General features: G+C 34.6%; 14 protein-coding genes and 1 tRNA gene. 3 read left to right on the forward strand and 12 right to left on the reverse strand.

Features of this window, described 5'->3' with window-relative positions; translation table 11 throughout:
• Nucleotides 1-1,872, forward strand: a complete 1,872-nt coding sequence (gene ligD, locus ACTJIP_RS19315; protein ID WP_440704967.1) for a DNA ligase D — start codon at nucleotides 1-3, stop codon at nucleotides 1,870-1,872.
• Nucleotides 1,873-1,926: 54 nt separating this feature from the next.
• On the opposite strand, the gene ACTJIP_RS19320 is transcribed toward ligD, so the two are convergent.
• From ACTJIP_RS19320 to ACTJIP_RS19340, 5 genes are all read right to left on the reverse strand, one after another.
• Nucleotides 1,927-2,772, reverse strand: a complete 846-nt coding sequence (locus ACTJIP_RS19320) for a mechanosensitive ion channel family protein (protein WP_440704968.1) — start codon at nucleotides 2,770-2,772, stop codon at nucleotides 1,927-1,929.
• Nucleotides 2,773-3,258: 486 nt separating this feature from the next.
• A complete protein-coding gene (locus ACTJIP_RS19325) occupies nucleotides 3,259-3,993 on the reverse strand; it encodes an SDR family NAD(P)-dependent oxidoreductase (RefSeq protein WP_428169277.1) in 735 nt (244 codons plus the stop codon).
• Nucleotides 3,994-4,149: 156 nt separating this feature from the next.
• Nucleotides 4,150-4,512 (reverse strand): preprotein translocase subunit YajC, encoded by a 363-nt coding sequence (yajC, locus tag ACTJIP_RS19330; protein WP_077418845.1) that lies wholly within the window; start codon nucleotides 4,510-4,512, stop codon nucleotides 4,150-4,152.
• A gap of 10 nt (nucleotides 4,513-4,522) precedes the next feature.
• Complete coding sequence (locus ACTJIP_RS19335) at nucleotides 4,523-5,029, reverse strand: DUF1573 domain-containing protein (protein WP_180564684.1); 507 nt, start codon at nucleotides 5,027-5,029, stop codon at nucleotides 4,523-4,525.
• Between the two features lies 1 nt (nucleotide 5,030).
• The gene (locus ACTJIP_RS19340) at nucleotides 5,031-5,936 is read right to left on the reverse strand and encodes a transcription antitermination protein NusB (protein ID WP_077418843.1); all 906 of its coding nucleotides are present in this window, start codon (nucleotides 5,934-5,936) and stop codon (nucleotides 5,031-5,033) included.
• A gap of 91 nt (nucleotides 5,937-6,027) precedes the next feature.
• Here ACTJIP_RS19340 and ACTJIP_RS19345 point away from each other — a divergent pair, with 91 nt between their 5' ends.
• Both ACTJIP_RS19345 and ACTJIP_RS19350 read left to right on the forward strand, forming a co-directional pair.
• Nucleotides 6,028-7,689, forward strand: coding sequence for an ABC transporter ATP-binding protein (locus tag ACTJIP_RS19345; RefSeq protein ID WP_440704969.1), 1,662 nt, complete (start codon nucleotides 6,028-6,030; stop codon nucleotides 7,687-7,689).
• 99 nt (nucleotides 7,690-7,788) lie between these two features.
• Complete coding sequence (locus ACTJIP_RS19350; RefSeq protein ID WP_034701927.1) at nucleotides 7,789-8,124, forward strand: DUF3276 family protein; 336 nt, start codon at nucleotides 7,789-7,791, stop codon at nucleotides 8,122-8,124.
• Nucleotides 8,125-8,255: 131 nt separating this feature from the next.
• Here the strand turns inward: ACTJIP_RS19350 and ACTJIP_RS19355 are convergent, their stop codons facing one another.
• From ACTJIP_RS19355 to ACTJIP_RS19385, 7 genes are all read right to left on the reverse strand, one after another.
• A complete protein-coding gene (locus tag ACTJIP_RS19355) occupies nucleotides 8,256-8,801 on the reverse strand; it encodes a hypothetical protein (RefSeq protein WP_077418841.1) in 546 nt (181 codons plus the stop codon).
• 223 nt (nucleotides 8,802-9,024) lie between these two features.
• Nucleotides 9,025-9,288 carry a hypothetical protein gene (locus tag ACTJIP_RS19360; RefSeq protein ID WP_440704970.1) on the reverse strand — a complete coding sequence of 88 codons (264 nt, stop codon included), beginning with the start codon at nucleotides 9,286-9,288 and terminating at the stop codon, nucleotides 9,025-9,027.
• Nucleotides 9,289-9,691: 403 nt separating this feature from the next.
• Nucleotides 9,692-9,767: transfer RNA gene (locus ACTJIP_RS19365), tRNA-His, on the reverse strand.
• 35 nt (nucleotides 9,768-9,802) lie between these two features.
• On the reverse strand, nucleotides 9,803-10,522 hold the full coding sequence (gene bshB1 / locus ACTJIP_RS19370) for a bacillithiol biosynthesis deacetylase BshB1 (RefSeq protein WP_077418839.1): 720 nt from the start codon (nucleotides 10,520-10,522) through the stop codon (nucleotides 9,803-9,805).
• Nucleotides 10,523-10,603: 81 nt separating this feature from the next.
• Nucleotides 10,604-12,256, reverse strand: a complete 1,653-nt coding sequence (locus ACTJIP_RS19375; protein WP_219071827.1) for a tetratricopeptide repeat protein — start codon at nucleotides 12,254-12,256, stop codon at nucleotides 10,604-10,606.
• A gap of 91 nt (nucleotides 12,257-12,347) precedes the next feature.
• The gene (locus ACTJIP_RS19380) at nucleotides 12,348-13,220 is read right to left on the reverse strand and encodes a PstS family phosphate ABC transporter substrate-binding protein (RefSeq protein ID WP_077418837.1); all 873 of its coding nucleotides are present in this window, start codon (nucleotides 13,218-13,220) and stop codon (nucleotides 12,348-12,350) included.
• A complete protein-coding gene (locus ACTJIP_RS19385) occupies nucleotides 13,210-13,407 on the reverse strand; it encodes a DUF308 domain-containing protein (protein WP_175627284.1) in 198 nt (65 codons plus the stop codon). Before ACTJIP_RS19385 ends, ACTJIP_RS19380 begins: the two co-directional genes overlap by 11 nt.
• Nucleotides 13,408-13,420: the final 13 nt, after the last annotated feature.

Below are 13,420 nucleotides of genomic sequence, written 5' to 3' on the forward strand. Positions count from 1 at the left end.
ATGTTGGCTAAGCTTTCCGAAGAAGCCTTCAATGATAAAGGCTGGATTTTTGAAATAAAATGGGACGGCTATAGAGCCATTGCCGACTTAAGCCATGACACTCCTCTCTTCTATTCCCGGAATGGAATTTCCTTTTTATCAAAATTCGAAAAAATTGCACTGGAATTCGAAAAACAGAAACATCATATGATTCTGGATGGTGAAGTTGTAGCGTATGATGAACAAGGGGAACCTAATTTCCAGTTTTTACAGCAGATTGGAGATCATCCGGATGCTGCGCTTGTGTACCATGTTTTTGACCTTCTATGGCTAAATGGTCATTCTACCGAAGACCTTCCCCTTATTCAGCGAAAGGAACTTTTAAAAGAGGCTCTGACAGAAACTGATCGTATTAAATATTGTGATCATATTCAGGAAAAGGGTATTGAGTTTTTTGCACAGATGAAAAAAATGCAATTGGAAGGTATGATTGCAAAACGGGCAGAAAGCCCATACATTGAAAATCACAGAACCAGTGACTGGCTGAAAATCAAATTTTCCAATACAGAAGAGGTTATTATTTGTGGTTTCACAGAACCCAGAGGTTCACGAAAAAGTTTCGGTGCCTTAATTTTAGGAAAATATTTGAATGGAAAGCTTACTTACTGTGGACATACGGGAACAGGTTTCAATAATACTTCTTTAAAAGAGCTTTACCAGAAACTTCAGAAGCTGGTTGTAAAATCATCTCCATTCGAAATTATTCCAAAGACCAATATGCCGGTAACATGGACAAAGCCTGAGCTGATCTGTGAAATAAAATATTCTGAAATTACAAGGGACGGAATCTTCAGACATCCTGTTTTTATAGGGATAAGAGAAGACAAAGATTTTAAAGATATCAAAGATTCACCCTTCACCAAAAAATCTAAAGAAATGAAAACGAAAGCATCATCAAAAAAAACTGAAGTTTCTGAGAAAGAAAAAGAGATCACTTTGGACAAACATATCATAAAACTGACCAATCAGGATAAAACCTATTTCCCAAAAGATGGCATTACTAAAGGAGATGTCATTGAGTATTATCAATCTGTAGCTACTTATATTCTGCCTCATTTAAAAAACCGTCCGCTTTCTCTCAACCGCTTTCCGAATGGAATTGAAGAGCAGGGGTTTTATCAGAAAGATGCCGGAGATCATATCCCGGACTGGATAAAAACTACACAGGTTTATTCTGAATCCAATGATAAATACATCGACTATATGTATTGCAATGACAAAGCAACTCTAGCCTACCTGAATAATTTAGGCTGTATAGACCTCAACCCATGGAATAGTTCTTTACCCGATCTGGAGCATCCTGATTATCTGGTTTTAGATCTTGATCCATCTTCCAAAAATACATTTGATGAGGTAATTGAAACAGCACTTCAGGTGAATGAGGTTTTAAAAACGATTAAAGTAAAAGGATACTGCAAAACTTCCGGAAGTACAGGAATTCATATTTATATTCCCATGGGAGCTCATTATGATTTTGACCAGGTAAAAGATTTTGCCCATATTCTTATGAAACAGGTCAATGACAGACTTCCTGAGATCACTACTTTAGAACGAAGCCTTCAAAAAAGAGATCATAAAAAAATCTATCTCGATTATCTTCAAAACAGAACAGGACAAACCCTTGCAAGTGCTTACAGCTTAAGACCTAAACAGGGAGCTTCAGTTTCAATGCCGTTGAATTGGGAAGAATTGAAACCCGGGTTGAAACCTATAGATTTTAATATTAATAATGCTCTGGACAGAATCAAAGAAAAAGGAGATTTGTTCAAACCGGTTCTGGGTAAGGGAATTGATATGATGAAGGCTCTGGAGTTGCTACAAAATATTGATTAAAAAAACTCCTACATTATTGTAAATGGAGGAGTTTCTTAAAAAAATTAAATCTAATTATTGATTATAAACATGAATATCCCGTTGTGGAAAAGGAATTCCGATTCCCGCTTTATCGAGAGCTTCTTTACAACCGATGATGAGTTCTTCGTTCATAGCCCAGTAATTTTCTATAGAAGCACTTACTCTAACCGATAAATTGACAGCGCTTTCTCCAAGCTCGGTAACCACTACCTGTGGAACAGGTGTTGCAAGAGCATATTGATTATTTCTAATGACATTCATTAAAAGCTCTTTGGTCTGCTTAAGATCTGCATCATATGCAACTCCGATATCCAATGATGTTCTTCTTGTTCCCAGCTGGGTAAAATTGGTAATACTGTTATTTGAAACCACACCATTAGGAATAACGATCAACTGGTTTTGTGGTGTAACCAGTTTTGTATGGAAAATATCTATTGCCTGTACCGTCCCTGAAACTCCTGAATTGGTAGAAATAAAGTCGCCAATTTTAAAAGGTTTTAATAATAAAATTAAGATTCCTCCCGCAAAATTCGTCAGGGATCCCTGTAAAGCCAAACCTACCGCTAAACCTGCTGCACCAATCATAGCCACAAATGCAGAGGTCTGCACTCCCAATTGAGTTACAACAACAATAAACAACAGAATATTAAGCCCCCAATTGATAATATTCAACAGAAAATGTCGCAGAGAAGCTTCCATATTACGTTTTATAAAAGCTTTTTCAACCAGCTTTTTAATCATTCTGATCATCCATGATCCAATCAGATAAATTAATAATGCAGAAATAACTGCAGTAAAAACTCTTGGTGCCCATGAAATTGCTGAAGAAATTAACGTGTCCCAGTGCTGTTGAATCTTGTTCAATTCTAAATCGTCCATTTTATACTATATGTTTATTATTATCAATGAGATATTAAGTTCTGCAGGATTTAAAAATGAAATTGAATACATCTGTCTAAAAAAGAAATTTACCTTACACTTCAAAAGTGAAAGTAAATGGTATTATAGATTAAAATAGATTGACAGCAGAACAGATTGTTTCAGCTTACTCAATAATCATTCAGAAATTGAATCTTGCAGGAAGAAATAATTTTTCGGTCATAGAATTACAAAAACGATACCGAAGTCCAATTATTAAGGGAAATTAATCTTTTATAACCTTCTTATTGATTAATTATTTTATTTTGATTAAAAACCAATCAATATGGTTCCAACTGGAATAAGACAAGTTATACCATCGTTGATCAATATCTTATTTTGAATCTTCTTCAACAAAATCAATCTCATCTTTACAGCATCTGGTTTTGAAGGGTCTGGCTATAATACTTTCAAGGATTTTGTTCAAAAACATTCTCATCTAAAGGATTAAGGCAGTTTCGCAGCAAGCCCTTCCGGAAGCAATTTCAGAATATAATAAATAATTTTCCATTTAAAATTCGGAACAATGGTAAAAGAATTTCCTGCATTGACAATATATTTTGCCACATAATCCGGTTCCATGATCAAGGATTCATTCAATGCTAATCCTTCATTGATCTTTGTTCTGATATAGCCAATGACCAAAGCATTTACAATGATTTTTCGGGAAGCCAATTCCTGCCTCAATCCGGCCAGAAACTGAGTAAACGCAGCCTTGGTACTTCCGTAGACAAAATTACTTTTTCTTCCCCTTACTCCAGACAATGAAGAAAGGCCAATGATCCTTTCAAGGTTTTTGTTGTCTTTATCCATTGCAATAATACTCAGGATAGAGACTCCACCCATATAATTGACTTCCATCATTTGCCTGGCACCTTTGAAATCAGCCAATGCCTTTTGATTGTCAACTAAAAAACCTGCAGCATATACTACAATATGAGGTTTTATGGGAAGTTTAGAATAAAATTCCTGATGTGAATCAAAATCTGCGGCATCAAAAAACAAAACAGAAACTTTTGAAGAGTCCAGATTATTTGAATAAATAAAATCATCCAAAGATGTTGTATTTCTGGAAGCAGCAATCACTGTAAATCCTTTTTCAACATATTGCTTTATACATTGTTTTGCTACATCTGAATTAGCTCCCAGAATAAGAACCGTTTTGTTTGTGCTTTGATTCATAGGACAAAGATAATTTTATTAAACACTAATCCCAAATGAACACAAAAACTGCTTAATCATCTTTATTATATTTTGTTCTGTTCAGTAAGTTGTATAAAAAAATTGCGGCGGGTGAACTTCGTTCACCCGCCGCAGCTAAAATATTTTCAGACTGAATTATTTTTTCTCTTCAGTTGCTGTTTCTTTTTTGTCATCCGCTTTATCTGCAGATTTTGCTTTATCTCCAAAACGAGATTCTGTCATTTCTCTGGAAACTGCCGCTTTTTCAAATTTCAGTTTTCCGGATAATGTTTCAATAACAAAACCATCATCCTGAACCTGAGCAATTCTTCCGTGAAGACCAGAGGTAAGAACTACTCTTGTTCCTACTTTAAGGTTTTCCTGAAAGTTTTTCTCTTGCTTCTGCTTTCTCATCTGAGGTCTGATCATCAGGAAATAAAATCCTACAAACATCACTCCCATCATGATCAGCATCATAGGTGAAGATCCACCTGCTGCCTGTAAAAATAGTGTCAACATATTTTAAATATTATGGTTGAATGTTTGCTGTGAATGTTAATCTGATTGGAGCTTTCTCTACGTTTGCAAAAACATCTGCATATTTCTGAACGTTTCCGTCAAAGCTTGAAGAATCAAAGTGTAATGTAACCTTTCCTTTTTTACCTGGCATAATCGGCTCTTTTGTAAAATCAGGAGCAGTACATCCACAACCTGGCTTAACTTCAGAAATGATTAAAGGATTTTTTCCGGTATTGGTAACTTCATATACGTGTTCCACTTTATCTCCTTTTTTGATTTTCCCAAAATCGAAGTTGTTTTCAGATAAAGCAACAGAAGTAGATGGTTCGTTAGAAACCGGAGCCGCTGCTTCACCAGTTACAGGTGCTGCTGCAGAATCAGTGGTTACCGGAGCCGCAACAGCCGTAGAATCAGTAGTTGCAGTTTCAGTACTTTGAGTTTCTTTGTTTTCTTTTTTACATGAAACTAACCCAAAGCCTATAATAGACAAGGCGATAATTGATAACGTCTTTTTCATTTTATATTCTATTTTGATCTTTACAATATTTATCTAAAATACCATTGATGAAGATATTGGAACGGTCAGTAGCAAATACTTTTGCAATTTCAATATATTCATTAATGATAACTCTTGAAGGTGTGAAAGCAAAATTATCAAGTTCTGCAATCGCTGTAGACAAAATTACTTTATCCATTAAAGAAACTCTTTCCAGATCCCAGTTTTCAAGTCTTTCTCCCAGTTTCTTTTCATTGTTTTCCCAGTTGTTCAGAGTATCTCTCAACAATTTTGCAGCGAAAGTCTTATCTTCTTCATCTTTAATCATTTTAATTAAAGTTCTGCTTTCTTCATCTTCTCTCAGGAAACCGATTGTTTTTTGTACCATGGAGTTGGCAATGTGAATATCATCATACCATGAAAGTTCTTTATCTCCCAGATAATCATGAAAATCTTCATTTTCAGCAATATATCTTAAAAATAATTTTCCGATAAACTTCTGATCTTCTTCAAAAGAGTATCCATCTTCTTTCATGAAATCCTGGTAACGCTTTCCTGCAGTAATTCTTTGGAAAGTTTTTACCAATAGGTCATCATGCATATCCCATTTCAACTGCTTATGCTGGCCTGTAAAGAATAATCTTTCAGGATTTTCTTCCAGTTTAAGCAATACTTGGTTGTTGATGAATTTTTGGTTAGGATTAATATCAGCATCAGTTTTAAGATATTTATTCTTACCAATTTCGATCTGATTTTCTGCCAAATCTTTCAGACCCACCAAAAAATTGAGCTGATAGATGTATAGATAATAGATTTTCTCTATCCCGGCAAACATGTTTTTCTCTAAAACATCAAATTTTACAGGATTTTGGTAGTATGAATACACTGTCTGTACTACTTTTTCACGGATTTGTCGTCTTCCTAACATTCAAAGAGCTTTTTTATGGGTGCAAAGATACAAAATTTAAAATTGATGAAATTCGTAGTGTGATGACATTTTTGTAATTTTGTCAAACTATATGAAAGCGCTAAAAACCTTAAACCCCTATTTTTGGAAACACAAAATACTGCTGTTTTGGGGGGTACTATTTATCATTGCCAGTAATTTTTTTAATATATATAAGGTTCAGTTTGTAGGAAAGTCTGTGGATGAGCTTACAAAAAATGGAAACCTTGGCTTCAACCATCAGGTTTTGATCTATGTAGGAATTATTGTTGGGTGTTCCCTTTTGACCGGATTTTTCACCTTCATGATGAGACAGACCATCATTGTGGCTTCCAGGAGGATAGAATATGAGCTTAAAAATAAAATTTACAGACATTATCAGGATTTATCCTTAACGGATTATAAACAGACTACCATCGGAGACTTAATGAACAGATTGAGTGAAGATGTGGTTGCTGTAAGAATGTATCTTGGTCCCGGAGTGATGTATGTAGCCAACCTGATCGTCCTTGTACTGATCACAGCTATTTATATGGTAAAAACGGATGCTTCCATGACCATGTGGACTTTACTTCCGCTTCCGATTTTATCTTTTGCTATTTATAAGGTAAGTTCTATCATTAACAAAAAGTCGAAGATCATGCAGAAGAGCCAGTCTGCAATTTCAACTTTTGTTCAGGACAGTTTCTCAGGAATCCGTGTAGTAAAATTCTTCGCCCGAGAGAAATACATTGAAAAAAACTACGGAATCAAAGTGACCGATTATCAGAATAAAGCTTTGGATCTTGCCAAAACAGAAGCGTATTTCTTCACCATTATTCTTTTTGTAATCGGATTATTAAACGTAGCGATCATCTGGATTGGCGGTGCTAAATATATTGCCGGAGAATTAAGCATCGGAAAAATTGCAGATTTCTTTATGTATATCAACACGCTGATTTTCCCATTCTCTATGGTTGGATGGGTAACTTCTGTGAACCAGAGAGCTGAAGCGTCTATGCAAAGAATCAATGAATTCATGGATAAGAGATCGGAAATCATTAATACTAATTTTGAAAACTATCCTATCAAAGGAGATATAGAATTCAGGAATGTTTCTTATGTATATCCTAATACAGGAATTAAGGCACTGGATAATCTGAACTTTAAAGTTAAAGCCGGAGAATCTTTAGCCATTATGGGTAAAACAGGAAGCGGAAAATCAACAATAGCCCTGCTCTTATGCCGATTGATAGATCCCAGCGAAGGAGAGATTTTGATAGATGGTAAAAACCTGAAAGATCATAATCTGATTAACTACAGGAACTTCATTGGATATATTCCTCAGGAGAGCTATTTATTCTCTGATTCTATAGAAAATAATATAGGTTTTGCCATTGATCACCCTTCTCATGAGAAAGTGGTAGAATATTCAAATATTGCAGATGTTCACAAAAATATTGTAGAGTTTAAAGAGCAATATAAAACACTTGTTGGTGAACGCGGAGTAATGCTTTCGGGGGGACAAAAGCAAAGAATTTGTATTGCAAGAGCCTTAATTAAAGACCCGAATATCATCATTTTTGATGATTCCTTGTCTGCTTTAGACACCGAAACTGAGCAGAATATTCTGGAAAATATCGATGAAAAGATAAGTAACGCTACTTCCATAATCATCACACACAGAGAGTCTAGCGCTCAAAAAGCAGATCAAATTATCAACCTGACGGAAATTACCAATTCTGTAACCGCTTAGCCGTTTCGTTCTCAATTGTTAAATAAATCATAAAAAAAATTTTGTGATTAAAAGAATTCTTTTATATTTGTTCTTAACAAGATTAAAAAATATCTAACAATGAGTGAATACAAGGAACGCCATGAAAATGAGATTTTCACTAAGGTGTTAAAAGCAGGGAGAAGAACTTATTTCTTTGATGTGCGTGAGACGAAAGCAGGAGATTATTATCTTACAATCACTGAGAGTAAGAAAAATTTCGGAGAGAATGGGGAAGCTACATTCGAGAAGCATAAAATTTACCTTTACAAGGAAGATTTTAAGAGTTTTCAGGAGATGTTTAATGAGTCCACAGATTTCATCATTAATGAAAAGGGTGAGGATGTAATTTCAGAAAAACATGATAAAGACTTCAAAAGCAAATCATTCACAATTGATTCTGACGACGAAGTTTAAAAAAGAATATTAAAAAACACAAGCATCTGAAAAAGATGCTTTTTTTATGTTCTGAAATAGCTTATCAAAGAAAAATAATCTAATCTTTTTTAAGGAAAGTTATACCTTACATAGTCAGTAGAGGAAAAAAGTTAGATTTCACTAGATGCCAAAAGTGCAATTGTCAAAGGATCATTTGTAGATAATTTTGTATAGTAGTTCTTATTATTTTGTATATCAACAATCAATAAAAATAATTTTTTATCATAACCTGATAAGCATAGCCATCTGTTACAGATATAGCTATCAAATGTCAGACTGCCTACTTTCATATTAGACTTTAGATCCCAATATTGCACATTATCATTTACACCTCCATTCATAAATAAGGAAGATTTTACAGTGTCTTTCATGAAAGTATTAATATATCTTTGTATTTCTTGATATGAATAAATAGATTTTTTATTATATAATATCTTATAGCATTCATATGGAAAACTTACAGTCAGACCTACATGAGAAACATCTTCAGGTAAGTCATTTTTATTCCAATATTTCCAGATATTAGATTGTAGATCGCTGTTATAGAACGTATTTGATTTTATAAAATTTGCTATTTGATACACTTGTGTAAGATAAGATTGCTGAGACGTTGCCCTATACATTTGAATTAATACTCTTCCTATAGCACTTTGCATATTAAAAGGTAAAATTACATCTGGATGAGCTATCGGAGAATTACCACTGCCCCATTCTTTATAATAACCTATATTTTTAGATTCAGTATGCCATTGTTCTTCATGATAGTTAAGGGTTTCTTTTACTTTTTAAATAATATCATCTGCAATACGGCTATAAATTTGATTACCAAGCGACCGCCCGGATTTGAAATTAAACGCTGAGCAGAACTGTTAAGTTTAATTATCGCAGCAAATTTAGCCATTGGATATAATTAGCACTATGCACCAAATGTGAATAAGGAGCCCCTTCATCTGTAATAGTATTATAATGGTTGGTTGACCAAGCCGCACCAGAAACTTTCCGATAATCAGAAATTTTACTTAATCCTTTTTCCTGGCTTCTAAGATCGTCTCTTCTATCTATCGCATTACCTATAAACTTTATTAAAGTTTCAGCATACTTTTTTTCTTTCGTTTTCTCATACATCAGTACCAATGCTTCCATATGAGCAGATACCCCATGAAAATTCAAGTTGATTTGCACTAGTAGAATAACCTATTGAGGTATCATATCCTTGGCTATCAAATAAATCTTTATAGTAGGATTGTGGATAATACTGTAATGAGAATAAAACAGTGAAAATTATAAAAAGATTTTTCATACAAATGTTTATAATTTCAAGATGTCAGATTCAATAGTTGCTGATTAACAAATATAAAATATTTTTTCAGCCTGTCCTTGAATTTATTTTTGAGAACTTAAAGAGAACCATTTTTGTCCACCGACTTACAAATTATAAGCGTATGATGGAAAAATCTTTTAGAAAGAATGTAAAAAAAGAAGTCTCTGTTATTATTGAAACAGATATAAAATAAAAAAGTACACTTTTAAAAAGTGTACTTTCTTTGGGTGAATGAGGGGTCTCGAACCCCCGACCTTCGGAACCACAATCCGACGCTCTAACCAACTGAGCTACAATCACCGTTTTGTGAGTGCAAATATAGGACATTTTCCTCAACTACCAAACAATTCCATCAAAATTTTTCAAAGAAATTAACTTCTCAGATGTAAATCCCTCAGCATAAGTAACTCCCGATAATCGCCCTAAATCCTGTGCACGGTAAGTTAAGCTCTCATAAAAGTCTTTTGTTGTAATCGGAGTTTCTGGTTCTTTAGAAGCAGGGTCATAAAATTGAGTTTTATAAGCCATACAAGATGCAATTTTTGTATCCAGAAATTCTGAAATGTCAATAACGAACTCCGGTTTGATATCTTTCCATTGAATATAATGAAAAACGTGCTTAGGTCTCCACACCTCCTGATTTTCTCCTTCTTCTACAGTTTCTATTTTTCTCAGTCCGGACAAAAAGCACGCATCCGACACTAATTTCGCTCCTTTTGCATGATCCGGATGTCTATCATCAATAGCATTGGCTAATACGATTTCCGGGCGGTATTTGCGAATCATTTTTACGATCCTCATTTGGTATTCTTCAGAGTTTACCAGAAAGCCATCTTTCATTCCAAGATTTTCTCTTGCTGAAAGTCCCAAAATTTTAGCAGCATCTGCCGCCTCGGCCTTTCTTGTTTCATCTGTACCTCTTGTTCCGAGTTCTCCTCTGGTAAGATCTACAACTACACATTTTTTACCCTCTGAAACCATTTTAGCAATAGTTCCGCCACATCCTAGCTCTACATCGTCAGGATGTGCTCCAAAAGCAAGTATATCAGTTTTCATATAATCAAAGATAAGTTTAAAATAAAAACTTCCCAAACATTACGAATGGGAAGTTTTTATATCTATAATTTAAATTTTAAATTACTTATTGATCTCTGCATTTAATTTTACAGCATCCTGGTAAGTAGGATCTAACTGTAAAGATTTAGCTACATAATCTTTTGCTTTTGCAGCATCAGAATCTTTGCTCATATAAGCTACTGCAAAGTAAGCATAAGCAAGAGTCTGCTTGTTTGCTTCCTGATCAGCAGGTTTTACTGTACTGATGAATTTTTCGTAAGCTATTTTTGCTGCATCATTGTTTCCAGCCTGTTGGTAAGAATATCCCTGGCTGTAATAAGCAGGAGCCCAATCAGGAAGAAGAGCTGACATTTTTTGCCATGTAAGGATAGCCCCATTCCAGTTTTTAACATCTTGATAGGCTGTTGCCAACTTGAATAATGCATCAGAATCCTGAGCATTAGCTGCAACCTGCTTTTTCAATGCTTCAATGGCAGGGTTAGTAGGCCCTTTATCAACATCTGCCTGAGAAGCACCTCCACCTCCAGCGATGTTAGCTAGTTCAAGATCCCACTTCATTGTTTCATCTTTAGCAGCTTTTGCGATAGCAACTTTCTGCTGAGATTCCGTCATTAAAGCTGATTTTTTAGCAGCATCTTTTTCATCTTTTGCTAAACCTGCAGCAATAAGCCCTTGTAAACCTTGGTCAGCAGGCTGTATTCTAGTTTTCTCAGCTTGAGAAGCGAAAGTATCCATGTTCTGCTTAGCATCTGCATAGTTTTTATCTGCGTATGCCTGATAAGCTCTTAATTTAAACTTAATAGGATCTTCGATTTTGTCAAAAATTTTATCCAAAACTGTTTTAGAATTTGCATAGTCTTCGTTTGTGAAATATAATTTTGCAATTTCTAACTGAGTATACGGATCTTCGTCAGCGTATTTTGTATAGTTGATAAGGTCTTGTGTAGCCTTTGCATTCTGCTGATATCTGATGTCATAACCAGCCAATGCTTTGTATGCAGGAGCGTAAGTAGGATCTACAGCAATTGCTTTATCAATACTTTCTTTTGCATTTTTCCAAACTTGTGCAGCCATCCATAAAGTTGCCATTCTTGTATAAACGGAAGCTTTATTTTTAGCAGTAGGTAATGCTTTATCATAAGCAGACATAGCCTCTCCTGGCATTCTTTTTAATCTGTAAGCATCTCCTAATGTATAATAATAATGTGCAGGAACACCTTTTTTCTCAGCTTTTTCAATCGCTTTAGTCAAGAACTGGATAGCAAGATCAGGTGAACTGTTCTTTTCAAATAAAGTTAAAGCTTCTGCAGCTCTGAACAGAACTTCAGCATCCTTTTCTCTAGAATCAGTCACTACTTTCTGAATTTCAGCAACAGCGTTTTTATCGCCTTTACCTAATTTAACAGCAGCTAAACCGATTTTGTTAAGATAGCTTTTTGCATCAGCAGCTAATCCTTTGTTGAAGCTTTCAGTTGCTTTAGCATAATCTGGTTCTCCCTGTCTTAAGAAAGTATTTCCCAAATAGAAGTAGTTTTCAGCTGTAGGCTCTTTAGCGATCATTTCAGTGAAATTCGTTTTTGCCTGAGCAAATTTATCACTGTCTATACTGTTGATACCATCCTGCAATGTTTGTGCAGAGGCAAAACCGGTAAAAAATACCACGGCTGCTCCAAAAGCAATCTTCTTTACATTCATATTCATTATATCTTTCATTTTATATTTTCTAATAATTGAGTTATATTCTACACAATTTTCAGACCAAATCAATATTTTTAACAAGGCTAAATTGTGAATTTAATATTTTTTAACGCATCTGAACTTCTCTCTTATAAATATTATAAGGCTGCAGACCTTCTTTCTGAACAATTTTTTGACCTAAATGAGTACATGAAAATCTTATAAATCCATTGGCAATATTAAAATTACCTTCATTAATCAAGAAATAAAGAACTCTTGTAAAGGGATATTCCATTGTACTTAGCCCTTTAAAATCTGCATTATAGAGTTTTCCCTTTTCTACAACAGGGAGGATTTTAACCATTTCTCTCAGTTTTTCAGAAGTTTTATCATAAGGACGGCTAAAAGTATTAAGCCCTACAACCCCTATTTTATTGGGATACTTTCCTAATTCCTCTATGATCTTCTGATTTCCCGGGATAATTGAAAACTGGAGGTCTTTTGGCTGTTTTTTTAATTTTTCAGCGACAAAATTCAGATTACTTGAGTTGGTTCCATCAAAGATAAATTCTTTTTTATCAGACATCAGTCCAGCATTGATTTCCTCCATGGAAATACTTTCTTTCGGAGAGTCTTTAGGAACTACAAAAACTACTGCATCTGCAGCAAATTTAGAGGGAAGAAACTTCAGATCAGTTCTTTCTTCATATGTTTTTATTTCTTCAGGAGTAAGATTTCTGGACATTACCACGGCTTTCGCACTTCCTTTCAGAAGATCAAGAAGTCCTAAGTCTTCTTTCTTTATTTCTACTTTGATGTGGGTGTCAGGGTAGTTGATCATATAGCCGTCAGCTAATGCTTCTGTGACGCTTTGAAAGGACTCGTCAGTAAAAATTGTAAGATCACCCTTGTGATAGGAAGGAGCATTTTTCTCCTTTTTGCAGCTTGCAAGCATTATGCTCAAAACAAAAATTACTGCAAGCTTAAAACTATTCTTCATTTCTCGATTTTTTAATTCTTGAGATCGCCCTGTAAATTCTGAAAATACCATAAATAACCAGTACTACACCTAGTGCATAGGCAACAGCAGGTTCCAAAATAGTAAAGAAGAATTTATAGACAATCACTACAATTCCTAAAACGATATAAAACAATCCCGTAATCAGGGATAACCAATTGAACATCATGTAACAAAAATAC

Source organism: Chryseobacterium sp. 22543, from assembly GCF_052044565.1.
GTDB lineage: Bacteria > Bacteroidota > Bacteroidia > Flavobacteriales > Weeksellaceae > Chryseobacterium.

Bases quoted from the DNA above. Each gene is read 5' to 3' on its own strand.
- ACTJIP_RS19320 (WP_440704968.1), bottom strand. From the start codon at position 2,772: ATGGACGATTTAGAATTGAACAAGATTCAACAGCACTGGGACACGTTA.
- ligD (WP_440704967.1), top strand. From the start codon at position 1: ATGTTGGCTAAGCTTTCCGAAGAAGCCTTCAATGATAAAGGCTGGATT.
- ACTJIP_RS19350 (WP_034701927.1), top strand. From the start codon at position 7,789: ATGAGTGAATACAAGGAACGCCATGAAAATGAGATTTTCACTAAGGTG.
- ACTJIP_RS19360 (WP_440704970.1), bottom strand. From the start codon at position 9,288: ATGGAAGCATTGGTACTGATGTATGAGAAAACGAAAGAAAAAAAGTAT.
- ACTJIP_RS19335 (WP_180564684.1), bottom strand. From the start codon at position 5,029: ATGAAAAAGACGTTATCAATTATCGCCTTGTCTATTATAGGCTTTGGG.
- ACTJIP_RS19380 (WP_077418837.1), bottom strand. From the start codon at position 13,220: ATGAAGAATAGTTTTAAGCTTGCAGTAATTTTTGTTTTGAGCATAATG.
- bshB1 (WP_077418839.1), bottom strand. From the start codon at position 10,522: ATGAAAACTGATATACTTGCTTTTGGAGCACATCCTGACGATGTAGAG.
- ACTJIP_RS19345 (WP_440704969.1), top strand. From the start codon at position 6,028: ATGAAAGCGCTAAAAACCTTAAACCCCTATTTTTGGAAACACAAAATA.
- yajC (WP_077418845.1), bottom strand. From the start codon at position 4,512: ATGTTGACACTATTTTTACAGGCAGCAGGTGGATCTTCACCTATGATG.
- ACTJIP_RS19385 (WP_175627284.1), bottom strand. From the start codon at position 13,407: ATGATGTTCAATTGGTTATCCCTGATTACGGGATTGTTTTATATCGTT.
- ACTJIP_RS19340 (WP_077418843.1), bottom strand. From the start codon at position 5,936: ATGTTAGGAAGACGACAAATCCGTGAAAAAGTAGTACAGACAGTGTAT.
- ACTJIP_RS19375 (WP_219071827.1), bottom strand. From the start codon at position 12,256: ATGAAAGATATAATGAATATGAATGTAAAGAAGATTGCTTTTGGAGCA.
- ACTJIP_RS19355 (WP_077418841.1), bottom strand. From the start codon at position 8,801: ATGCAAAGTGCTATAGGAAGAGTATTAATTCAAATGTATAGGGCAACG.
- ACTJIP_RS19325 (WP_428169277.1), bottom strand. From the start codon at position 3,993: ATGAATCAAAGCACAAACAAAACGGTTCTTATTCTGGGAGCTAATTCA.